The sequence below is a fragment of the Algoriphagus ratkowskyi genome, from assembly GCF_002150505.1.
Classification (GTDB): Bacteria; Bacteroidota; Bacteroidia; order Cytophagales; family Cyclobacteriaceae; genus Algoriphagus; species Algoriphagus ratkowskyi.
The window spans coordinates 51,541-74,355 of sequence record NZ_MSSV01000018.1 but is presented as its reverse complement, the minus strand read 5'-3'; the positions used below and the strand labels follow the sequence as shown (position 1 = coordinate 74,355).

General features: G+C 40.2%; 19 protein-coding genes. 12 read left to right on the top strand and 7 right to left on the bottom strand.

The genetic code is table 11. The annotated features are described in order from the left end of the window. Window positions 1–78: 78 nt before the first annotated feature. A complete protein-coding gene (locus BVH02_RS16975; RefSeq protein ID WP_086502661.1) occupies window positions 79–570 on the top strand; it encodes a VOC family protein in 492 nt (163 codons plus the stop codon). Between the two features lie 9 nt (window positions 571–579). Here BVH02_RS16975 and BVH02_RS16970 read toward each other — a convergent pair whose 3' ends face one another. Further along, complete coding sequence (locus BVH02_RS16970) at window positions 580–1,425, bottom strand: alpha/beta hydrolase (RefSeq protein WP_086502660.1); 846 nt, start codon at window positions 1,423–1,425, stop codon at window positions 580–582. Window positions 1,426–1,500: 75 nt separating this feature from the next. Here BVH02_RS16970 and BVH02_RS16965 point away from each other — a divergent pair, with 75 nt between their 5' ends. Beyond that, entirely contained in the window at window positions 1,501–2,724 is a 1,224-nt protein-coding gene (locus BVH02_RS16965; RefSeq protein ID WP_086502659.1) for a serine hydrolase domain-containing protein, read from the top strand. 212 nt (window positions 2,725–2,936) lie between these two features. Here BVH02_RS16965 and BVH02_RS16960 read toward each other — a convergent pair whose 3' ends face one another. Then, window positions 2,937–3,770, bottom strand: coding sequence for a 1,4-dihydroxy-2-naphthoyl-CoA synthase (locus BVH02_RS16960; RefSeq protein ID WP_086502685.1), 834 nt, complete (start codon window positions 3,768–3,770; stop codon window positions 2,937–2,939). A 109-nt stretch (window positions 3,771–3,879) separates the two neighbouring features. Here BVH02_RS16960 and BVH02_RS16955 point away from each other — a divergent pair, with 109 nt between their 5' ends. The 5 genes from BVH02_RS16955 (at window position 3,880) to BVH02_RS16935 (ending at window position 8,353) form a co-directional block, all read left to right on the top strand. Then, window positions 3,880–4,944, top strand: a complete 1,065-nt coding sequence (locus BVH02_RS16955) for an AMP-binding protein (RefSeq protein WP_086502658.1) — start codon at window positions 3,880–3,882, stop codon at window positions 4,942–4,944. Window positions 4,945–5,050: 106 nt separating this feature from the next. Beyond that, window positions 5,051–5,479 (top strand): DUF2141 domain-containing protein, encoded by a 429-nt coding sequence (locus BVH02_RS16950; RefSeq protein WP_086502657.1) that lies wholly within the window; start codon window positions 5,051–5,053, stop codon window positions 5,477–5,479. 162 nt (window positions 5,480–5,641) lie between these two features. Further along, window positions 5,642–6,403 carry a hypothetical protein gene (locus tag BVH02_RS16945; RefSeq protein WP_086502656.1) on the top strand — a complete coding sequence of 254 codons (762 nt, stop codon included), beginning with the start codon at window positions 5,642–5,644 and terminating at the stop codon, window positions 6,401–6,403. Between the two features lie 70 nt (window positions 6,404–6,473). After that, the gene (locus tag BVH02_RS16940; RefSeq protein WP_086502655.1) at window positions 6,474–7,136 is read left to right on the top strand and encodes a toll/interleukin-1 receptor domain-containing protein; all 663 of its coding nucleotides are present in this window, start codon (window positions 6,474–6,476) and stop codon (window positions 7,134–7,136) included. Window positions 7,137–7,255: 119 nt separating this feature from the next. After that, window positions 7,256–8,353, top strand: a complete 1,098-nt coding sequence (locus BVH02_RS16935) for a toll/interleukin-1 receptor domain-containing protein (RefSeq protein WP_086502654.1) — start codon at window positions 7,256–7,258, stop codon at window positions 8,351–8,353. On the opposite strand, the gene BVH02_RS16930 is transcribed toward BVH02_RS16935, so the two are convergent. After that, window positions 8,350–9,123 carry an XRE family transcriptional regulator gene (locus BVH02_RS16930; RefSeq protein ID WP_086502653.1) on the bottom strand — a complete coding sequence of 258 codons (774 nt, stop codon included), beginning with the start codon at window positions 9,121–9,123 and terminating at the stop codon, window positions 8,350–8,352. The genes BVH02_RS16935 and BVH02_RS16930 overlap by 4 nt on opposite strands. Beyond that, complete coding sequence (locus tag BVH02_RS16925) at window positions 9,120–9,377, bottom strand: hypothetical protein (protein ID WP_086502652.1); 258 nt, start codon at window positions 9,375–9,377, stop codon at window positions 9,120–9,122. The genes BVH02_RS16930 and BVH02_RS16925 overlap by 4 nt, the downstream gene beginning before the upstream one ends. A gap of 212 nt (window positions 9,378–9,589) precedes the next feature. Here BVH02_RS16925 and BVH02_RS16920 point away from each other — a divergent pair, with 212 nt between their 5' ends. Beyond that, window positions 9,590–12,442 carry an outer membrane beta-barrel protein gene (locus tag BVH02_RS16920; protein ID WP_223271897.1) on the top strand — a complete coding sequence of 951 codons (2,853 nt, stop codon included), beginning with the start codon at window positions 9,590–9,592 and terminating at the stop codon, window positions 12,440–12,442. A gap of 219 nt (window positions 12,443–12,661) precedes the next feature. Here the strand turns inward: BVH02_RS16920 and BVH02_RS21300 are convergent, their stop codons facing one another. Beyond that, window positions 12,662–12,988: a hypothetical protein gene (locus tag BVH02_RS21300; protein ID WP_143244232.1), complete on the bottom strand. Its 327-nt coding sequence runs from the start codon at window positions 12,986–12,988 to the stop codon at window positions 12,662–12,664. A gap of 321 nt (window positions 12,989–13,309) precedes the next feature. Between BVH02_RS21300 and BVH02_RS16915 the strand changes: the two genes are divergently transcribed. From BVH02_RS16915 to BVH02_RS16905, 3 genes are all read left to right on the top strand, one after another. Continuing rightward, entirely contained in the window at window positions 13,310–14,302 is a 993-nt protein-coding gene (locus tag BVH02_RS16915) for an LLM class flavin-dependent oxidoreductase (protein ID WP_223271898.1), read from the top strand. A 160-nt stretch (window positions 14,303–14,462) separates the two neighbouring features. Continuing rightward, window positions 14,463–15,053 (top strand): Crp/Fnr family transcriptional regulator, encoded by a 591-nt coding sequence (locus tag BVH02_RS16910; protein ID WP_086502682.1) that lies wholly within the window; start codon window positions 14,463–14,465, stop codon window positions 15,051–15,053. A gap of 247 nt (window positions 15,054–15,300) precedes the next feature. Then, window positions 15,301–16,179 carry a pirin family protein gene (locus BVH02_RS16905; protein ID WP_086502651.1) on the top strand — a complete coding sequence of 293 codons (879 nt, stop codon included), beginning with the start codon at window positions 15,301–15,303 and terminating at the stop codon, window positions 16,177–16,179. Window positions 16,180–16,398: 219 nt separating this feature from the next. Here BVH02_RS16905 and BVH02_RS16900 read toward each other — a convergent pair whose 3' ends face one another. After that, the gene (locus BVH02_RS16900; RefSeq protein WP_086502650.1) at window positions 16,399–18,816 is read right to left on the bottom strand and encodes an ABC transporter permease; all 2,418 of its coding nucleotides are present in this window, start codon (window positions 18,814–18,816) and stop codon (window positions 16,399–16,401) included. A 396-nt stretch (window positions 18,817–19,212) separates the two neighbouring features. Here BVH02_RS16900 and BVH02_RS16895 point away from each other — a divergent pair, with 396 nt between their 5' ends. Continuing rightward, window positions 19,213–20,409 (top strand): ATP-binding protein, encoded by a 1,197-nt coding sequence (locus tag BVH02_RS16895; RefSeq protein ID WP_086502649.1) that lies wholly within the window; start codon window positions 19,213–19,215, stop codon window positions 20,407–20,409. A 132-nt stretch (window positions 20,410–20,541) separates the two neighbouring features. Here the strand turns inward: BVH02_RS16895 and BVH02_RS16890 are convergent, their stop codons facing one another. Next, complete coding sequence (locus BVH02_RS16890) at window positions 20,542–22,788, bottom strand: Tex family protein (protein ID WP_086502648.1); 2,247 nt, start codon at window positions 22,786–22,788, stop codon at window positions 20,542–20,544. Window positions 22,789–22,815: the final 27 nt, after the last annotated feature.

Sequence of the window (22,815 nt, the reverse complement as noted above, 5' to 3'; positions counted from 1 at the left end):
ATATGTTAAGTTGTTTTGTTTAACGATGGAAATTTCAGGGATTCTCTTGCAAAATCACATTTCTAATCCACCTAAAAAATGTCTGCTCCTACTTATCAAATTCCAGCAAATACACGCATTGGCCATGTTCACTTGAAAGTAAGCAACCTTCAAAAGTCCTTAGACTTCTATCAAGGTTTGTTGGGATTTGAGCTGGTCTCGATGTACGGGAAAGATGCAGCCTTTATTTCCGCAGGAGGATATCATCACCACATTGGATTAAACACCTGGCAAAGCAAAGGAGGCAAACCAGCGCCAAAGAATACTGCTGGGCTTTTTCATACTGCAATCCTCCTGCCCACTCGACGTGATTTGGCAGTACTTCTTAAGCAATTGATGGAGGCAAACTACCCGCTCACTGGCGCGGCTGACCATGGAGTCTCTGAGGCAATATACTTAGATGACCCAGATGAAAATGGGGTAGAACTATATTGGGATAGACCAAAAGATGAATGGCCTGTGAATCCAGATGGCAGTATACATATGTACACCAGACAACTGAACATCAATGAATTATTGGAAGAGATTTAATCTAATGCTTTAATACTTTTCAATCCGAGTTTGTATCCAATCGACGATCAGCCTGATCACCTCTTCTCGATCCAAATCATTGATTAATTCATGAAATGCTCCGGGGAAAATCCGAATTGTTTTATCAGTAGTAGAAGCTTTTTCAAATAACATTTCTGAACCTTTTGGATTGGTCAAGCCATCATCTGTGCCATGCAAAAGTAAAAATGGTCGAGTAAACTCTGCAGCTTTATCTTCTATATAACGCATCATTTGAAGCAATTCATAGGCTGTTCGCGCAGGAATGGCTTCGGTGTATATTAAAGGATCTTTTCTATATTTTTCTACTTCTTCAGGGATGCGAGATATTTTTTGAGCATCTAATTGTAAGGCTTTCAATTTTGGAAAATATTTACTCATGATACTGGAGATAGCAATTAAGAATAAGGATGTTCCTTCAGCTGCTTTTATGGCAGGGGAACTCATAACTACACCAGCTGTCTCTGGCTGATATTGTAGTGTGTAAGCGGCGACCAATCCCCCTCCCATGCTGTGTCCATACAGAAAAGCCGGAACCCCCGGCACATAACTCTTCACCTTTCCAAAAAGCGCATCAATGTCTTTGAGGTAATCTTGATATGATTCAAAGTAAGCGTCCGGTTTGCCTTCTGCTGACTTCCCGTGCCCTCTCCCGTCAAATGTAAAAACCGAAACACCAATCTCATTTAACTTCTCAACCAAATGCTCATATCGCCCACTATGCTCTCCCAAGCCGTGAACTAAGAGCATGCTTGCTTTTGGAGCATCAACCATCCATGCTTGGAGATATAGTTTTTGACCGTCGTGGGCGGTATAGGAGGTCTCAAGATGTTTCATTTGGTCAAATTAGTAAAAAGAAATAAAAGCCGTTTAACTTAACATCCGAATAAGTCAAATCCACCAGAAATACCAATGATGAAACTCTCAAAAATTCTAACACTCCTTTTAGCATTCAACTTTATTGCCTTCGCAAGCTCCTCGCAAGTTATACTTGAGCAACATAAGCTCTCAGAAGAGCGGCTAGGCAGATACGATGGGTTTCTACAAAAAGAAGTAGATGAAGGTCGAATAGCCGGAGCTGTTTCTTTGATTTATAAAAATGGAGAAAAAGCGCACGAAAAAACGATTGGTTATTCAGACCTGGAAAATAAAACAGCTATGAAATTGGATCAAATTTTCTATATCCAATCCATGACAAAGCCAATAATTACTACCGCTTTTATGATGCTGTACGAAGAAGGTCATTTCCAACTCAACGACCCACTTTCTAAGTACATCCCAGAATTCAAAGACATCATGGTAGCCAAGGATCCCAAACTAGGTACTGCTGGCGGTCTTGAGCCTGTCAAATCTCCAATAAGACTGCATCAATTGATGAGTCACACAGCAGGTTTTTCTCATGGATTAGGCCAATCCAAAGTAGACGAAGAGGTGATGCAAGGAATTTATTATACCCAACACAAGACTATTGAAGACAGAGTTAATGCTTACGCCAAACTCCCTTTGTTTGGACAGCCTGGTGAGCAATGGTATTATTCTGCTGCTCCTGATATTTTGGCGAGATTAGTTGAATTATTTTCAGGCCAGACTGCTGAAGCATTTCTTAAGGAACGACTTCTTAGTCCCTTGGGAATGAAAGATACAGGCTATAACCTAAATGAAGAACAACAAGCTCGAATGGCGACTTTACATTCATATGACAAAGAGGGTAAACTCAACAAAGCTCCGAGACAAACACCTACATCAGGAAATACAATTTTTGCTGGAGCGAATGCTTTATTTTCAACCGCTCAGGATTACTCCCTGTTTGCAAGAATGCTTCTCAATGGAGGGGAGTTGAACGGAAAGCAATACCTCAGTCCAAAGACGGTTGAGATTATGACCATAGATCAAATCGATGGATTATATAAAGCACCTGGACAGGGGTTCGGTTTTGGTTTTGCAGTCATGACAAATCTTGCTGACGCAAATACATTGGGATCAGAAGGAACATTTTACTGGAGTGGAGCTTATTGCACCTATTTCTTTATCGATCCATCAGAAGATATGGTCGCGGTTCTCATGACTCAAACCGCACCATTTAGCGGATATTACGAGCAAAAAATGAGACAAATGATTTATCAGGCGATTGAGTAAAAAAAGTATTAAGACGTTAGTAGTTAGACGTTAGACTGAAGAAAATAGATCATGGATTTCTGAGCTAAAGCATTTGATTTCATACATCTGAACCATAAACATCAATCCTTTATGTTTATGGACCTAATCGCCTTTCCCTAAACTCTTATTCTCTCAATTCTAGAATCTAACTACTTACGTCTTGCTACTAACGTCTTGCTACTAACCTCTCCTTACGGAATCCAATTATTCTTACCGAAATTCGGCTTTCTCTTCTCCAGAAAGGCATTTCTACCTTCGATCGCTTCATCCGTTCCATATGCTAATCGAGTTGCTTCACCAGCAAAAACCTGCTGTCCCACCATACCGTCATCTGTTAGATTCATTGCAAATTTCAGCATCTTGATAGAGGTAGGCGACTTTGCCAAGATCTCCTGCGCCCATTCATAGGCAGTAGATTCCAATTCAGCGTGAGGAATCACGGCATTCACCATTCCCATTTCGTAGGCTTCCTTAGCTGAATAATTTCTTCCCAAAAAGAAGATCTCACGCGCTTTCTTTTGCCCAACCATTTTCGCCAAATACGCAGAACCATAGCCTCCATCGAAGCTAGTCACATCCGCATCTGTCTGCTTGAAGATCGCATGCTCTTCACTCGCCAAGGTCAAATCGCATACTACATGCAAGCTATGTCCACCTCCAACTGCCCAACCCGGCACTACGGCAATCACCACTTTTGGCATAAAACGGATCAAGCGCTGCACTTCCAATATGTTTAATCTGTGGTAGCCATCTTCTCCGACATAACCTTGCTTGCCCCGCGCTTTCTGATCTCCTCCAGAGCAAAATGCCCAACCTCCGTCTTTTGCCGAAGGCCCTTCCCCACTCAAGAGAACTACACCTATGGAAGTATCTTCCTGAGCATCGTAGAAAGCATCGTATAGTTCAGCTGTAGTCTTTGGTCTAAAAGCATTCCTTACTTCAGGGCGATTAAAAGCAATTCTTGCCACGCCATCGCACTTTTTGTAGGTAATATCTTCGTATTCTTTTGCTGTGATCCAGTTCATTTCTTTCGATTTGGGTAAAAATCTAATTCTTTTGCAAGTTAACAGGCTTCCCCGAATTTTGAAGTCAGGATTACTACCTTCGGAAAAAGTACCCATACCTCTCATACGCATGTTTCAACTTACATTTGGCACACATAAATTTCAGCAAAAAGAGGACTTCGAGCTGATAATCAATGATTTTCCAGACTTTGCAAATGCGGCAATACGATTTTGCCACGAGTGGCTATCAGGAGAAAACAACTTCACGCAACAAACTTCCGGCTCAACGGGCACCCCAAAAAATATCGAAATCTCAAGAGCTCAGATGATCGCTAGCTCAAAAGCGACGCAGGCATTTTTTCAAACAGATGAAAACACAAACCTCCTCTGCTGTTTGGATCCTAGCTATATCGCTGGTAAAATGATGCTGGTTCGTGCAATGGTCTGGAATTGTTCAATTCACTTAACTGAACCTAAGTCAAACCCACTTTTAAAGCTTTCTACCTCTCCTGATTTTATAGCGATGGTCCCTTTACAAGTTGAGGCTTGCCTTCAGGAAAAGGTATCCTTAGATAAGCTAAAAGCAATAAAGCATCTTATAATTGGTGGAGCAGCGATAAGTTCTCACCTGAAATCTTTGCTTATTGCAAATGACATTCAAGCGTATCAGACTTACGGGATGACCGAAACGGTATCCCATATCGCATTGGCCAAAATAGACTCAGGACTATTGACATACAAAGTACTACCAGGCGTTGAATTTGGCGTGGACGAGCGGAATGCTCTTTGGGTAAAATCAGCGTCGAGTAAGAATAAACTCGTTCAGACAAATGATTTGGTAGAATTGCTTGATAAAAACTCCTTTCTATGGCTGGGAAGAGTCGATTTTGTAATCAATTCCGGAGGTCTGAAACTTCACCCGGAGCTCCTGGAATCTAAGGCTGAAAGCGCAATTCAGAGGATTTTTCCCCACTCAGCATTTTTCTTTTTTGGAAAAAAGGACAAGAAATTAGGGCATAAACTATGTTTGGCCATAGAAGCAGCAGATTCACAAGAAAAAGAAGGCAAGCTTTTTGAATTCCTCAGACTAAACTTAGCAAAATATGAAGTCCCAAAAAACATTTTCTTGATCTCCGAGTTCATAAGAACCGACTCAGGAAAAGTAAACAGATTAAAAACCATAGAAAAGTTATAAAATCAAGCCCGCCGGAGCCTCCCGGGCATGACTCAAGAGTTTTATAAAGTGAATTTAACCTGCCTACCGGCAAGAAGGCTTAGCACTACAACTAACCTATAAATAAATGAGATTGGCAATCCTAATGCTCTTATTCTTTATCAACGTCTCCCAGGCAGAATCCAATTTTGGGACTATAGAGTTGGTGATTTCTGAAGCATCTTCAGATGATGGAGTGATCCAAATTCTTATTTTTGATCAGGACAAAGGTTGGCCAGAATCAATTGAAAGTTCTTGGAAAATACTAACTCTTCCAGTAGAAAATGGAATTGCAAAAAAGATGATTACTTCTGTTCCTGCTGGCAACTATGCTATCACGGTGTTCCATGATCATGACGAGGACGGGAAAATAAGAAAAAACAAGGTTGGCTATCCTTTGGATGGCTTTGGCCTTTCTAACAATCCCAGCTTACTTTTTGGAGAACCTTCTTTTTCAAAGTGTAGTAAAAAAGTTATTTCAGGAAAATCCACTCGTTTTGATATTGAATTGCGCTAAGAACATTTGAGGTAAAAGACCTACTTTTGCAGCAAAGTTATCGAGTATGCCCCAAGCGATACAAATAGGTTTAATACTAAACCTTGAAAGATTTACCCAAATCAATCCTAGACTATCGGGACGAGACAGGCTATCTGATCATAGAAATTCAATTTTGAACTGATGAAAAAGAGTAATGACCATACGAGTGGAATTGTAATTGAATTCGACTCAGGAATCATCCCACCACCCTATAGTCATGTATATAGACTTTCTCTGGACTGGAGCAATTCTGAACTGATTGCAGAATTGGAATTGCATTATACCGATCGAGAGGATTTGATGGAGGATGAGATTTTAGATGAAGGATTTACTTCAAATGATGATTTCAGTTTTAAAGGAAAGCTCGATTACATCTGGAAGAAGGTAATCTCCATCGAGTATGAAAAAACTAAATGGAGTGGAAGAAATATTGAAGAAGGTGGCATCGTACTATCAGCTTTAGAACAAGGAAAAGCTGGACCATCAAAAGCTCCGGTAGATCAAGAGAACTGGCAAATGCTTGCTCAGGATGTGATTCAGGCTATTTATGAGACTTCAAAAAAAGAAGCACCTCTTACAGTCAACTATCGACAGGTTACCCATGAAGAAAGTATAGACTGTGCTATCACGATGAATTTCTCGAATCGGGAAGCGGTTTTCCAACTTAAACACGAGTCAAGAACCATCAACTGGGAATATGCTGTACAGTTGTTGAAATTGGTTTTTTCACCTGACTATAATTATGATTTAGCTAAAGAAACTGCTGGTACCACGCGCGGTGAATACATCGAATGTGGCGATGGCTATTGGCATGAGCTAGGTAAAGGAGTGATCAACGTAGACACTACTTTTGATGCTGTTCAAAAAATAAAAGATGGCTTTGAAAATTTGATTGAAGAATAAAAATTACTCTTCTTATTGCAATTAAGAACCTGATTCGCTTAACTTTAACTGGTTAGAATCGGGTTTTTTTATGAAAAGAGATAAGATTTTTATAAGCTATCGACAGAGTGATACGCAAAGTGAAGCGAGTAGACTCAAAGAAAATCTCGAAGAAGTTTTTGGGCAGGATGCTGTATTTTTTGACATTGAAACCATTGAACCAGGGTTAAATTTTGCAAAAGCAATTGAAAATACTATCCAACAGAGTCAAGTTGTAATAGTCTTAATTGGACTTACTTGGGCAGAAGTGAAGGGAGAAAGTGGGGAACTAAGAATTTTTGAAGAAGATGACTGGGTCAGAAGAGAAGTTGCTATAGCGCTTGCTCAACATGGATCTGGCACAACGCTAATACCTGTACTGACCAAGGACGCCAAACCGCTCACAAAATCTAAACTTCCCGAGAATATCCAAGGACTAGCAGATTTTCAGTGGGCGACATTATCTATTAAAAACTGGAGATCAGATGTCAAAGAATTAATAGAAGTTTTGAAAAGACAGTTGAATCCCATCAAACCTATCAACCCGCCAGCTCCTTTACCTGAAATTCCCGAGTTTAAGAATATTTTTGATTCAGCACCATTTAAATCGTCCGCTCCATTTACAGTCACTTATGGTTTATGGTTAAAAAAGTACAAATGGTATTTTATTGGAATTATAATTCTTTGGGTGTTAATCGAAATATCATACTTATAGCTAAAAACTAAATCGAGATATTTCCTGAAACCTGTTTCCGCAGGTATTAGAATGAATAGAATAAATACTAGTATAAGTGTCTAGGCAATAATTTTTAGTTAAAATATAAGCCTGTTTTTATGCAAAAGAACAAGATTTTTATTAGTTACAGACAGAGCGACACGCAGAGCGAAGCAAGCCGCCTAAAGGAGAACTTAGAAGATATATTCGGAGCAGATCGTGTGTTTTTTGATATTGAAACGTTGGAACCGGGATTGAATTTTGCCAAAGCAATAGAAAAAACCCTCTTTCAAAGTGCCGTAGTTTTGGTTCTAATTGGAGAAACTTGGATAGACGTCAAAGATGAAGAGGGTAATCTCAGACTTTTCAAAGAAGATGATTGGGTAAGAAAAGAAGTTGCAATGGCGCTAGCAATGGAAGGAACTCGGGTGATCCCGATATTGGTGAAAGACGCTAAAAAACTTTCAGCTGCACAATTACCAGAAAATATTAAATCACTTGCAGACTTCCATTGGGCAGAATTGACTATTCCTAGGTGGAAAAGCGATGTGGAAAAATTGGCACATACTCTTGAAAAAATAATACCTCCATTAAAGAAAGAAACTGAAAAAAGGAAATCTAAACCGCTACCACCTGCCCAGAAAAGCTGGTGGGCTAGAAATTACCTCTGGGTATTGGGAGTTTTCGTAGTCCTCATGATTATAATAATTAGTAGTGATGATTTCCAAAAAGGCTATCAAGAAGGAAAAAATGGCACAAGGGAAAGTTATGATGATCCAATTGACAACAGTGATGGGCAATCTGGTCCTAACCTCAATCTATCTGAGCCCAACACCCTTCGCGATGAAAACCCGACAGGAACAGATATTATTGAAAATCTTCCGTTAGAAAATAACCCAGCTCCTATTCAGCCTTCACAAACTGGTTTTGATTACTCAGGAAAATGGTGGTTGTGGGAAAATGGAGTAAGAATGGGCTATATTCTAATTAAGCAAAACGGGAATTTCTTCAACTTCGACTATTACTATTTTGATCAGAAAGTCGGTGAAGGCACCGGAGAATACGATGGTGAGTACCTCTATTCTACCCTATTTACCATCTTTGAAGCAGGCAGTAATTATGGTTTCTCATTTGGCTCAAATGACGGAGGTAAGAATTGGTATGGGCAGACATACAATGACAACTTGCCAGCAAATGCTGAACTTAAAAGAAATTAAGCCTTAAGCGTCCTCAGATCGGCTCGGATATCTGAGATCATTTCTCCCAAATCCTCCAAAGTCAACGGCTTTTTCTTATCTCCTGGATTTGGGAAATCGGTGCTGATAAATGCTTTGGCTTCCCAAACTTCCACTACATCTTCACCTTTTACCTCATAAGGCTTATACTGCTCATTGTCCGAAGCCAAAAAAAGTTTACCGTTATCACTGAGGTAATTAAATACACGCTTGTAAACCACGCCCTCTGTCTCGGTCACGAGCACGTAGGTTTTTCCGCTCTTAATATCAGCTAACTGATCTAAGTATGCTCCGATCACTATAGTGCCTGGAGTAAGTGGAAGCATAGAATCCCCAGCCAGTTCAAAGGCTCTATAAGTAGCTTGCTTAGTAAGTGTGGGAATATGGAACTGAGGAAGGCTTTCCATGTACTCCGTATCTGCAAATCCATTCAGATAACCTGCGGAAGCTTTTTGCCCTACCAATGTGATATTCTCTTTTTCGTTCTCATCACAGGCAATCGTAAGAATGTTTATACCTCTTTTCTGAATAGCCTTTCTACCACTTCTTTCAATATCATGGTTTAACAACTCTTCTATTCCTACGTCCAGCGCGTCACTCAGCTTCCCTAAGGTCAACAGCTTTGGTTCAGATCTACCATCTTCATAGGCAGAGATCATTGTGCGCTGCACATCCAACTGATCTGCGAGATCATTTTGGGTGATTCCTTTTTGCTTGCGCAAAAAACGTAAGTTAGAAGCTAGGTGTTTCATGCGGAGTAAAGGTAAAAGTTGTGGTCTTCTGGTGCGATAGGAATAGGATAAAATGGATTCATATTCATTGCCGTATTTCTTCTTCTCTCCATCCGCTGTTTGATTTCATCGATGATCTCTCCGACCGGCTTTGGTCCGCTCACCAACAAATAACCGTATTGAGGCTTTGCCTCATCTTCAACATAAAATTTGACTTGGCAATTACCTGAAGCCAAGGTTTTTGTGGTGATGCTGATCTTATTCTGATTTTTCATATCTGATTCTTTTAACAGCAGCTAAGATATAAATGTTGTTTTTACAAACATATAAATGTTCGAAAAATAAACATTATTATCTGACGCTTATTGTCAAAAAGTGATTATCTGTACCTTAAAAACACCTGGAAGTAGAAATATCCTGAAATGCATATCCCGCATTTACTATTCAGTAAACCATTTGACCGCTTAGCCATTTATCTCTCTCTATCATGACTAGAACTTCCTTCCTTTGTGGAAAGGTTTACCGACACCTCACCACCATTTCCTCTATAAAAGAGAAATATATACTTTCAAAAGAACCCTACTATTTGCCTACGATGAAACACTGCCTTTACTTATTGTTTTTCTTGCTCTCACTAACACAGGTCTCTGGACAAACTTTTTCAATCAAGGGAAGAGTAAAAGAAGCTGGAAAAGAGATCACGATTCCTATGGCTACTATTTTACTTCAAAATCTTCCTGACTCCTCACAAGTCGATGGTATGATCTCTGATTTGGATGGAGAATTTGAAATCACCAATATAATATCTGGAGAGTACTTATTGAAAGTTCAATATCTCGGGTACGAGAACCTATATAAGTCGATCAATATCACCGGAGATTTAGATTTAGGCGTGTTAGGCTTAAGGGAGTCAGCTAGAGATTTGGACGAAGTGACTATCAGTGCCAGAAGAGCTCAGGGTGAACAGCGGGGTGACACTACTTTATATAATGCAGATGCTTTCAAAACAATGAAAGATGCAAGTGCACAGACCCTAATCCAAAAGCTTCCCGGTGTAATCTCTCAAGACGGGACATTACAAGCTCAGGGAGAGGCAATCACCCAGATTTTAGTGGATGGAAAACCTTTCTTTGGAGGAGATGTCAATACCGCCTTACAAAATCTACCTGCTGAGGTAATACAAAGTATTGAAATCTTCGATCAAAAAAGTGACAAGGCATTGCTGAGTGGGTTTGATGATGGTGAGCGTATGAAAACCATCAACATTATCACAAAACCTGACAAGAGAAAAGGCCAGTTCGGAAAAGCGACTGTAGGTTACGGAACTGATGATCGTTATTTAGCTGGCGCAAGTATAAACGCATTTAATGAGGACCGAAGAATAACATTCACAGGACTTAGTAATAACATAAACGTCTTGGACTATTCCAGTGATGCTAACACACAAAGTAATAACCGCCCACAAAACGGAATTGTCGCTACCAATATTCTAGGAATAAATTACTCTGATAATTGGGGAGAAAAAATAAAAATCAGTGGTAGCTATCAATACAATCACCGCAAAAACACAAATCAATCTAGCCTAATCCGAGAGTATGTGACTGGATCAGATTCTGATCAAATCTACACGGAAGATAGTAGAGAGACTAGAACCTCTCAGGATCATCGTTTTGATATGAGACTAGAATACAACATCAACGAAAATAACCGAATTTTATACCGTCCCAGAGTCTCTGCCAGCTTCGAAACTGAAAACTCCGGATTCTTCGGCCAAAGCACAAATGATGCAGGTCCGCTAAACCAAACGGAAAATATTCGGACTGCAGACAATAAAGATTATGACATGTTTCACAGACTTTTTTACAGTCATAAATTCAGCAAGCAAGGAAGAAGTCTAACACTAAGTGCGAATACAGGAAGTCATGGCGACAATGATAATGCCTATCGAACTGCAACAAACATTTATTACCAACCAATTGAAGTATCGGAATTAATCAATCAGAATATAACTAAAGACAGATCAGGATCAGATTGGGAAACTGGCATTTCTTATACCGAACCTCTTGGTAAAAATGGCCAAATGGAGTTGGAATACGAGATAGGAAATAGATTTAACGATTCAGATCAACTGACTTTTGATATCCTAAATGACGAAATCACCAATCCAGACCTAGCGTTGGATACCGCTCTGAGTAATTCCTTCGAAAGTAAATACCTAAGACATGAAGTGGAGCTTGGCTACCAATATCAGCTAGAGAAATTGAAGTTTCAGGCAGAATTGGAATATCAAAATGCCACGCTTAAAAATGAGCAGTTTTTCCCTGCTGTAGGTACAATTGACCGTACATTTAAAAGCTTCATGCCTACAGTAAGATTAGATTATGAATTTTCCGACAATACTAATTTCGAGTTCGATTACGACACCGATGTAGATGCGCCTTCTGTGGGCGAACTTCAGAATGCTATAGATAACTCAAATCCACTGCAATTAAAAACAGGCAATCCTAATCTAGAGCAATCCTATTCTAATAGACTCAGACTAAGATTTAGAAGTAATAATCCAGAAAACGATCGCTCTTGGTTTGTTTTTGCGCAATACAATCTCATAAAAGATGCCGTTTCTAACAGCACATTCACTGCTGAAGAAGCAACAGAACTACCTGGAGGAATCATTTTGGAAAAAGGCTCCCAGCTTTTCAGACCTGTCAATTTGGATGGCTATCAAGATTTCAGATCTTGGGTGAGTTATGGCATCCCTCTGGATTTCTTGAAATCAAACTTTAATTTAAACGGTGGATTCAGCAGCACCAAAAGGCCAGGTCAGGTAAACAATCAATTAAGCTTTAATAATTCACAAAGAATAAGCACTGGAATCTCCTTGACTAGTAACATCTCCGACCAGATTGACTTCAATATTTCTACACGGGTATCTTTCAATGATGTAGAAAACACGCTGAATGCCAGCTTAAACAACAAGTACTTTAATCAACGCTCTAGACTAAATCTGAGCTGGATTATTTGGGAAGGTTTTATTTACAGATTTGATATAAACCATCAATTGAACTCAGGCCTTTCTGAAGGATATGACGCGAATGTCGTGTTGATGAATATGAGCCTTGGTAAAAAAGTATTTAAAAATCAGAGAGGTGAAATTTCACTGAGCGTCTACGACCTGCTAGGGCAAAACAGAAGTGTGTATAGAAATATCTCTGATGCCTATGTAGAAGATGGTCAAAACAATGTAATGCAACGCTACTTTATGCTTTCATTCTCCTTCGATATCCGACATTTCAACAAAGGAACGAATATGGATGATTACAAGGAAATCTATAATGATTAACATGATTACCCACAATGATGTCAATAATCTCTTTTTCTTAGCTTCTGTGGCTGAAAGACGGATGAACGGATAATCAAAGTGTCGAAAATATAGGTTGATTACTATATCTAAGTCGGTTTTTGCATAATACGTATGCCATTGCGGATATCAATAATGATTAAAACAAAAAACGGCTGATGGATACTCCACCAGCCGTTATTTTTTAAGCTATATAGTTAATTAAGCCAAAAGTGTTTCACATTCTTCTATGCATTGACGACATGCTGAAGCACATTTTTGGCAGCTTTCATGCTCATGTTTTTCACATTCATTTGCACAGTCGTAGCAGGATTCCATGCATTGCTGCATAGTGATCGCTTTATCCAATGAACTAAGATCCGATGCTGCTATACAATCTCTGCAAGCGTCGATACATCTTTCACAGAATTTGATGCAGTCTTGCATCTCAGGTCTGTTATTACAGGATTCAATACACGCAATACATTCTTCAATACAAAGTTCGCATGCCACGATACAGTCATTTTTGATCATTGTTATGGAGCTCATAAGTGTAATATTTTATTTATAAAATTTCTATAAAATTTATCTTTCTGTTAATGAAAGAAGGCTGATAGTAATCAAAACTTTTGATTCTATAGAATCAGCCACTTTTACATATGAATTATCAAATAACTTGCCACGCGTCAAATAAGTATTTTAAGCTTATAAGGTGATCTAAACATTTATATCGTGGTTAATCACCAAGACATCGTGGTGGTATTTCCTCAATGTGAGAATCTAAAAAGTTAGTCACTTACGAAAAATCGAATTACGAAACTTTCTTTCTCGAATTTCAATTTGCTAACTAACTATAAGCAATCATCTGTTTTGAAAAATAACATACCCTATTCCCTTCTTGATCTTGCGATCATCCGTGAGCACTATGATGCCAATGATGCTTACGAGAGAAGCCTTCAAGTTGCCCGACATGCTGAAAAACTAGGCTACACTAGAATGTGGCTTGCCGAACATCATAATATGGCAAACGTCGGCAGCTCTTCCCCTCAAATTTTAATTGGCTATTTGGCAAGTGGAACTTCCACTTTACGTATAGGATCTGGAGGAATTATGCTTCCAAATCATAGCCCATTAATCATTGCTGAGCAATTTGGAACACTTGCCACTCTTTATCCAAATCGAATTGATCTAGGACTTGGACGAGCTCCAGGCACAGATCAAACTACAGCTACGGCACTTAGACGTGGCAGACAAGAGTCAGTTCAAGAATTCCCAAGTGATCTGGATGATCTTCAGCGTTATTTCTCCGAAAAGAACTTAGATTCCAAAGTTCGTGCATTTCCGGCGGAAGGTCTTGATGTACCCATTTACTTACTAGGATCAAGTATGAGTAGTGCTGTTCTTGCTTCTCAAAAAGGCTTGCCTTACGCTTTTGCCAGCCATTTTGCACCAGGCTATCTAATTAATGCTTCACAGTATTATCGTGAAAATTTCCAGCCTTCAGAGCAACAAGCTACCCCATACTTTATTTCTTGCGTAAATGTGATCGCAGCGGATACGGACGAAGAAGCGCATTTCCTTGCTACCTCATTTTACCAATCTGCGCTGGGGATCATTCGAGGAAAATCCTATCCCATGAAAAAACCTGTAAAAAGCATGGATGGCATTTGGTCAGATCCAGAAGCTGCTGCAATTCAGAATATGATGGCCTGTACTTTTATCGGAACTAAAGAAACGCTTAAACCTCAATTTGAGAGCTTCTTCAAGCAGGTAGAAGTAGATGAGTTGATGGTCTCTACGAATATCTATGATACAGAGAAGCGATTAAAATCTTTAGAGATCACTGCTGAGGTTTTAGGATAACCTAGTTGGAAGACCGGAGACAGGAGACTGGAGACTGGAGACCGATGTGACCTCAATACTTAGGTTTACCAAATTTTATGATGCATTTATCACATAACTGTAAGAATAGCAGATAAGCATATTGATCATTTTGATTATTTTGAAGCCTAAACTCCCTGTCGTGCTAGATAATTTTAAGCTCTATCTAAGTGAAAAAAGTGACCTTACGGAAGCTACTATTGATAAAATCCTGAAAGAGGTACGAGTAGAAAGCATCCAAAAGGGTGAATTTCTACTCTCTGCCGGGGATGTCTGTAAGCATGCATTTTTCACCGAGAAAGGGCTTCTTCGGGCATTCACTGTGGATGAATCGGGTAAGGAGCACATTATTCAATTCGCTCCTGAGGACTGGCTAATTTCCGACAGAAGTAATATTTACTTCAATGCCCCTTCGGACCTCTTTATAGAAGCTATAGAAAATAGCACGGTGATTTTCATCAGTACTGAATTTATGGGAATGGTCTCAGAGATGAGCTCCAAATTCCAGAAAGAAAATGAACTTGCACTTCATAGCCATATTCGTCAGCTTCAGAAGCGAATCAACCAACTGCTAGGTGCGACAGCGGAAGAACGCTACCTAACTTTCATCCAGAAATACCCTGACATACTCTTGCGAGTTCCACTTTGGATGATTGCATCTTATCTGGGTATCACACCAGAATCACTAAGTAGAGTGAGGAAAGATCTTGCGAAAAAGAATTTCAAGTCCTAAAGCGAACTTACCATACATCAAGGTACAGGTGCCGATGCATTTCGATATTTGTTCTATCATTTAATGATTATCCGCAATGATGCCAGTCACCAAAATTTCTATGCTTACCCGGACGGAAGACCGAAGACGCCAGCCCGACAACTGGCGGGGGTGGTATAAATGCTAATGTTGACCAAATCTTGTAATGGTTTAGTCTCTTTACTGGTAGAAAAGCGGCTATAAATATCTCATTTAAACAAACAATATCATGGCAACCAAAAATATAGAGATCATCGTCAATCCACCAGCACCACATTATGTAGGTGATGGATTCAGAGTTCACAATTTCATTCCAAGTGGATATCATCTAGATATGCAGCGCATGTCTCCATTCATTATGTTGGATTACAATTCCAAATTTCACTTCCCTCCTTCCAATGAGCCAAAGGGGGTTGGAGTACATCCACACCGAGGTTTTGAGACGGTGACTATTGCCTACAAAGGAAAAGTAGCGCATCACGATAGCACCGGAAACTCTGGAATCATCGGTGAAGGTGATGTGCAGTGGATGACAGCTGCTTCTGGAATTTTGCACAAAGAATACCACGAGGAAGAGTTCAGCCGCACAGGAGGAGAGTTTCAGATGGTGCAGCTTTGGGTGAATCTACCTGCAAAAGACAAAATGAGTACTCCAAAATATCAGGGTATCACTAATGATCAGATTCAGAAATACACTTTAGAAAATAATGCCGGAGAAATCGAAATCATTGCTGGTGAATACCAAGGATTAAAAGGTTCTGCAAGTACTTTTAATCCTGTGAATTTGATGAATGCCAAATTGAAAAAAGAAGGTGTGGCTAGCTTCACTTTCCCAGCAAATTTCAATACTGCTTTATTGGTCATCGAAGGAGCTATAGAAGTAAATGGAAAAGAGAAAATTGGAACTGACAAGTTTGCCTTATTCGAAACTGAAGGTGAAACTTTTGAGATCAAAGCGAGTGAAGATTCAGTAGTCTTGGTATTGAGTGGCGAACCGATCAATGAGCCAATTGCTTCCCATGGTCCTTTTGTGATGAATACGAAGGAAGAATTGATGGAAGCTTTTAATGATTTCAATGTTGGGAAATTCGGCTACCTCGAAGATTAATTTTGATTTATAGTTAAAGCAGAATCCCCTTGAACACAATGATCAAGGGGATTCTGCTTTTTAAGAAAGTCCGTGACTATATTCAATTCAATTTTTTTTACCGCAGATGGACGCATTAAAAGTTGCAGATTTTTACAGATGCTGTAATTAATATATTTGTCCGTTGAAATAAAATATCAGCGTCCATTTCCGTGTTTTATCACCAGGACCTCTATCGACTTACTCGTCTGACAAACTATCCACCGGATTACCCATAGCAGCCTTCACCGCTCGAAAACCTACCGTAGCAGCAGTAATCAAAAGTGAAACTAGCATAACTATGACATACAAGCCTAAGGGAACCTTGGTTTGATAGGAGAAATTCTGTAACCACTGATCGGTCATGTAGTATCCCAGTGGCACAGCTATCGCAAAAGCTACAAACACAAGCAGGATAAATTCCTTGGATAGCATGAAAGTAATTTGGGTAATGGAGGCTCCAAGCACTTTTCTGATCCCTATTTCCTTCAGCTTTTGTCCCACCAAAAAAGATATCAAACCATATAAACCAATGGATGAAATCACAATTGAAATCACTGCGAATATTCTATAGATCAAGGCCAATTGATTTTCTCTGCGGTAGAAATTAGCAATGCTCTCATCCCAGAAAGTTCCAGAATAAATTGCGTCGGGATAGAAGTTTTTGAACTCTTCTTCAATATTAGACAGTGTTTCCTGACCGGCATTCCCATCTAATTTCAACCCAAGCACCTCATAGTTTGATTTCTGAGTAGCGATTACAAATGGCTTGATTTCTTCACGTAAGGAGTTCTGCGCAAAATCCTTTACTACTCCGGTAATAGTCAGCCAAGGTTCACTACCTCCAATAGTGATAGTCTTCCCTATCGCATCTTCAGGTTTTGTCAGGTTTAGTTTCTTAGCCATCGTCTCGTTTATCACAGCTTCCTTGAGCGTGTCACTTTCTGAATAGCCTCCACCAGCGACAAATTCTAGCCCATAATTTTCAAAGTAATCTGCATCACCATATTTCAAAAAAGTGATAAATTGAACATCCTCTCTTTTTCCATCAAACCAGAAATTCGATGCCCAGTTATTCCCAGAGGAAGGTACGTCGCTGGACACACTTACACTTTTGATCTGAGAGTTAGACTCCAATCGCTGCTTCAGCACATCCATTCTTCCATCCTTGACTTCATCAGTAGGAATCCTAAAATAGTAAACAGCTTCTTTGGAAAAGCCCAGATCCGCTGACTGGATCTCCGTCATCTGCTTCACTGCGATCACCGTAGCGATCATCAACACTTGAGCGATCACAAACTGCATCACCACAAGACTTCTGCGAAGCGAAACACCTCCAATTTGTGCGACTTGAATCTTATTTTTCAAAGCCTGAATCGGCTGGAATCCTGACAAAATAAGCGCAGGATAAAATCCTGAGAGCAGTGTCACTCCCAAAATTATAGCAGTTGAAAACAGTAAGAAGGAAGGTGTAATTAGCTGGACAGTTTCTGGAACTTCTGCCACTTTACTCAAATACGGCAACATAATCGTAGCGACTAAGCTGGAGATGATCGCTGAGACAAGTACCACTATAAAAGTCTCTCCGAAGGATTGGCCAATGACCTGTAGTCGGCTTCCGCCCATCACTTTACGAATTCCTATTTCCTTACTTTTTCCTATAGCCTGTGCAGTGGAAAGATTTACGAAATTGATTGAAGCCATGATTAGAATGAAAACACCAATCAAAGCCAAGGTGTAAATCGTAGCTTTTCGGATCATCTCACCGCTTATTGGTTCAAAGCGATTATCGAAGTGGATGTCACTCATGGCTTGAAGGAAAAATGATTTTTTGGAAGTCCCCCGGTCCTTATAGTTTTTCTCTGCAAAAGTTAGCAATTGCTGGTCTAGTTGAGTTGCGTCACTTTCCTCAGCAAGCAGAAGGTATACTTGAAAATTACTTCCGAAGCTCCCCCATTCTTCAAAATTGTAATTAAAGACTTCCGCATTGCTTTTCAAAGTCTGGTAAGAAGCGAGCATGTTGAACTTGAAATTACTGTTGTCCGGAATATCAACTACGATTGCTCCTACGATAGCCTCCACCCGTTTTGACAAAAGAATTGACTTGCCAAAAGCATTTTCCCAAGTTCCAAAAAGTTTTTTGGCTTCAGACTCGGTGAGCACCACCTGCCCTGGATTGTCCAGCACATCCATATTCCCAGCTAATACCTCTACATCAAACAGTGACGCATAGTCAGGTGTGGTGAAAAACACATCTTCAACGATAAATTTATTCTCACCAGTATTCGTGACAGCATTCTCGATGGAGACAAAAACAGATGAACTCACCACGGGAACGATTGCTTCTATTCCAGAAAGATCCTCCTTCAACGCATCTGGCATAGGCGGAGAAACACCGGGATTGTAACTCAGCCCATCAGCATACTCATCCTGCGTCACCACACGATAGATTTTATCAGAGTTGGATTGGAAATCATCGTAGCTCAGCTCGTAGCTCACCACTGTGAATAATAAAAACGCAGCGGTGATCCCAAGCGTCAGCCCAAAAATATTAATCAGCGCCACACGCTTTCCTTTCTTAAGATTTCGCCAAGCGATTTTAGCGTAAGTTTTCCACATGGTTTTAAATATTATTACTGCGCCCTTGTGAGCGTCTTCGTTCACATTTCCTAATTAGTCTATACAAATAGAGTAAACACTAACTAAGCCTATCTGAGTGTCTTCACTCAGATATTCACTATCAGTTAATTCTATTGGGACTAATAAGCAGGTAGCTTTTATCTAAGATCAAACCAAAAAAAATCGGCCATTATAGGCTTAAGGGAGATTTAATAGGGAATTCGATGATTAAGCCCGAACAATTTTGTTCGCTTTCGGGCGAAGACTATTTGGCCGCCTGTTAGAAAAAATACTTGACCTTTCAAATATGTCGATTTAAAAAGACATTTACATATATTTATTGTCTTTTTAAATCGACATATTTAAATTAGATTTGCATAATGGATTCTACAAATTATGGATATTCTATTTTCAAATTCCCAAAACCTACTCAATCAAACTAACGATAAGTTCTTCAGATACCTTTTCGATAAAATTGATTGGAACCAACGTATGATTGCCATCAAAGGACCGAGAGGCTCAGGTAAGACCACGCTTATGCTTCAGCAAATCAAGTATGGAATAAAACCTCAATCCAACCAAGCACTATATTTTTCAGCTGATCACTATTGGTTTTACACACACAATCTGGTGGAGACAACGGATAGCTTTTATCAAAATGGTGGTAGATTTCTGTTTATAGATGAAGTTCACAAATATCCAAATTGGTCGCGGGAGCTCAAGAATATTTATGATTTATACCCTGATTTGAAAGTGGTATTCTCCTCCTCTTCCGCACTGGATATTTATAGAGGCGAATCAGATTTGAGCCGTCGAGTGATCAGCTATGAATTACCGGGAATGTCTTTTCGGGAATACTTGAACTTAACTCAAGAGCAGAATTTTCAACCAGTCTCTTTGGCAGAAATCCAAACTTCACATTCACAGATTACACCTGAGATCACCTCAAAACTCCAACCTCTACCCGCATTCAAAGAGTACTTGAGAAGAGGTTATCTCCCTATCATCACCGAGTCAAACCCGGAAACCATCCCGGTTTTCCTGCAGCAAATCATCAATACCGTTGTGGAATCAGACTTGGCCTTTATAGCTGATTACAATGCTGGAACAGCTTATAAAGTCAAGAAACTTCTAGGCGTTTTGGCAGAGTCAGTTCCTTTAAAACCTAATGTATCTTCAATTGCGAGAAAAGTAGAAACCAGTCGGGACTCAGTTTATGAATGGCTTACCCAATTGGAAAAAGCCAGATTGCTCAATTTCCTGATCGCAGAAGGTAAAGGCATTACACTTTTACAAAAGCCTGATAAAGTGTACTTAGAAAACACCAATCTATCCTACGCATTAAAGGCTACTCCAGAAATCGGTTCGGTGCGGGAAACCTTTCTACTAAATCAACTCAAAAACATCAAAAAAGAAGTTAGACTACCAAAGTCTGGTGACTTTTTAGTCGATGAATTAGTGATAGAGGTCGGCGGTAAAAACAAGGATGCCAGCCAAGTCAACCACCTCGAAAACTATCTCATCGCTGCCGATGAGATCGAGCATGGGTTCGGTAAAAAGGTGCCGCTTTGGGTTTTTGGGATGGGGTATTGAAAAAGCGTCAAGATTTTCATCTCAGGGTTTCAATTAACTACTACCGCCCATGTGAGTGTCACCACTCACAATCTCAAAACCCTCCGCGCCTTCTTTGCGCTACCGCTCAGCGAACTCTGCGGTTAAATAAAATCATCCTCCAAACTTCCCTTTCAGCATCTTCAGTTTATCTGCCATAGAGCCTTCAGATTCTTTTGCTTCAACTTTAGCCGCAGGCTTTTTCTCCATCTTTTTACCTCGCTCCGCAAAAGGATCGGCTTTCATACTCAAGCCAACTCGCTTACGGGGAATATCTATTTCCATCACAGTTACCTGCACTTTTTGATTCACAGATACCACTTCATTCGGGTCTTTGATAAATCGATCTGCCAAATGACTCAAATGCACCAAACCATCCTGATGAACTCCCACATCTACAAAAGCGCCAAAGGCCGTGATATTCGTCACCACTCCTGGTAACTTCATCCCTACTTTCAGATCGGTCATGCTATTCACACTTTCTTCGAAAGCAAAGACCTCAAAACTCTCTCGAGGATCTCTTCCCGGCTTGGCGAGCTCCTCCAAAATATCCTGAAGCGTAGGCAAACCCACCGTTTCAGACACATAATTCTTTAGAGAAATTCTATTTCTTAAGTCTTCCGAACTCATCAAATCAGAAACTGATGAATTTACATCTTTAGCCATTTTCTCCACCAATGCATATCGCTCCGGGTGAACAGCTGATGAATCTAGCGGGTGTTTTGCCTTGCTGATTCTTAAGAAACCAGCTGCTTGTTCGAATGCTTTATCTCCAAGCCTAGGCACCTTTTTCAGTTGAGCCCGGCTTTTAAATGGACCGTTCTCATTTCTGAAATCAATAATATTTTGAGCCAGAGTTGGCCCCAGACCAGATACGTAGGTAAGCAATTGCTTGGAAGCCAGATTCACTTCCACACCTACTCCATTCACCGCGGACATCACTGTGTCATCTAGTGCATTTTTCAGCGCATTCTGATCAACGTCATGTTGATACTGACCAACACCAATGGATTTGGGATCGATTTTCACCAATTCCGCCAAAGGATCCATCAATCTACGACCAATAGAAATGGCTCCTCTTATAGTCAAATCCAAGTCTGGAAATTCCTCCCGAGCGACATCTGATGCAGAGTAAATTGAGGCTCCAGATTCATTCACCATCGTTACGATCACTGACTTAGCTAAGCCTAGTCCTTTTACAAATGCTTCCGTCTCACGCCCAGCAGTCCCGTTTCCGATCGCAATCGCTTCGATTTTAAACTTCTCCACCAATCCTTTCACATTCATCGCTGCCTCTTGGCCTCTACGATTAGCTTCATGAGGGAAAATAGTTTCATAATGTAAAAATTGACCCTGATGTCCAAGGCAAACCAACTTACACCCTGTCCGGAATCCAGGATCAATTGCCATTACCGATTTCTCTCCCAAAGGTGCTCCAAGAAGCAACTGGCGTAAATTTTCTGTGAAAACTTTGATCGCTTCCTCATCCGCTTTTTTCTTTGTAAATAAGCGAACTTCAGTTTCCATGCTCGGTTTGAGCAACCTTTTATAGGAATCTTTGATAGCCAATTTCACCTGATCAACAGAAGAGTTTGCTCCATCGACAAGAATCATTTTTTCCATCTGATAGATCGCAGAAGCTTCTTCCGGCAGCGAATCTAACATTAGAAAAAGTTCTTTCTCTCCTCTTCTCATCGCCAAAACACGATGTGAGGGAGCAGTTTTTATAGGTTCAGACCATTCGAAATAGTCCTTGTATTTAATCGCTTCTTCCTCTTTTCCCGGAAGAACTTTCGAAGAGAAAACACCTTCATTCAAGAATAGCTTTCGCATCTTTTCTCTCAGCTCCGCTTTCTCATTAATCCATTCTGATATGATATCCCGAGCACCTTGAAGAGCCTCTTCGGAAGAACTCACTTCCTTAGCAGCATCCACATACTTCTCCGCTTCTGCTTCCAGATTGATAGATTTTTGCTCAAAAATCTGTTCAGCAAGTGGCTCCAAGCCTTTTTCTCTGGCAATAGTAGCCTTTGTTCTGCGCTTAGGTTTGTATGGCAAATAAATATCTTCCAGCTTAGACATGGTCTCAGCGGCGTTAACCTTACCTTTTAATTCGGGCGTCAGTTTCCCTTGCTCATCGATAGACTTGAGTACAGCTTCTTTTCGCTTGGCTAACTCACGCAGCTGCAGCACACGATCACGAATCGCAGCTACCTGCACTTCGTCCAACTCTCCTGTGGCTTCTTTTCTATATCTAGAAATAAATGGAACCGTCCCGCCCTCGTCGAGCAATTGCAATGTGGCATTCACCTGTGCGGGTCTTACTTGGAGTTCAGCGGCTATTTGTACTTCGTAATTCATAGGGAAATGGGATAATCTACTCTTTAA

Coding starts and splice junctions, on each gene's coding strand:
- BVH02_RS16890 (WP_086502648.1), bottom strand. CDS start 22,788: ATGAATTACGAAGTACAAATAGCCGCTGAACTCCAAGTAAGACCCGCA.
- BVH02_RS16940 (WP_086502655.1), top strand. CDS start 6,474: ATGAAAAGAGATAAGATTTTTATAAGCTATCGACAGAGTGATACGCAA.
- BVH02_RS16960 (WP_086502685.1), bottom strand. CDS start 3,770: ATGAACTGGATCACAGCAAAAGAATACGAAGATATTACCTACAAAAAG.
- BVH02_RS16965 (WP_086502659.1), top strand. CDS start 1,501: ATGATGAAACTCTCAAAAATTCTAACACTCCTTTTAGCATTCAACTTT.
- BVH02_RS16895 (WP_086502649.1), top strand. CDS start 19,213: ATGGATATTCTATTTTCAAATTCCCAAAACCTACTCAATCAAACTAAC.
- BVH02_RS16935 (WP_086502654.1), top strand. CDS start 7,256: ATGCAAAAGAACAAGATTTTTATTAGTTACAGACAGAGCGACACGCAG.
- BVH02_RS16975 (WP_086502661.1), top strand. CDS start 79: ATGTCTGCTCCTACTTATCAAATTCCAGCAAATACACGCATTGGCCAT.
- BVH02_RS16955 (WP_086502658.1), top strand. CDS start 3,880: ATGTTTCAACTTACATTTGGCACACATAAATTTCAGCAAAAAGAGGAC.
- BVH02_RS16905 (WP_086502651.1), top strand. CDS start 15,301: ATGGCAACCAAAAATATAGAGATCATCGTCAATCCACCAGCACCACAT.
- BVH02_RS16950 (WP_086502657.1), top strand. CDS start 5,051: ATGAGATTGGCAATCCTAATGCTCTTATTCTTTATCAACGTCTCCCAG.
- BVH02_RS21300 (WP_143244232.1), bottom strand. CDS start 12,988: ATGAGCTCCATAACAATGATCAAAAATGACTGTATCGTGGCATGCGAA.
- BVH02_RS16900 (WP_086502650.1), bottom strand. CDS start 18,816: ATGTGGAAAACTTACGCTAAAATCGCTTGGCGAAATCTTAAGAAAGGA.
- BVH02_RS16945 (WP_086502656.1), top strand. CDS start 5,642: ATGAAAAAGAGTAATGACCATACGAGTGGAATTGTAATTGAATTCGAC.
- BVH02_RS16970 (WP_086502660.1), bottom strand. CDS start 1,425: ATGAAACATCTTGAGACCTCCTATACCGCCCACGACGGTCAAAAACTA.
- BVH02_RS16930 (WP_086502653.1), bottom strand. CDS start 9,123: ATGAAACACCTAGCTTCTAACTTACGTTTTTTGCGCAAGCAAAAAGGA.
- BVH02_RS16920 (WP_223271897.1), top strand. CDS start 9,590: ATGACTAGAACTTCCTTCCTTTGTGGAAAGGTTTACCGACACCTCACC.
- BVH02_RS16925 (WP_086502652.1), bottom strand. CDS start 9,377: ATGAAAAATCAGAATAAGATCAGCATCACCACAAAAACCTTGGCTTCA.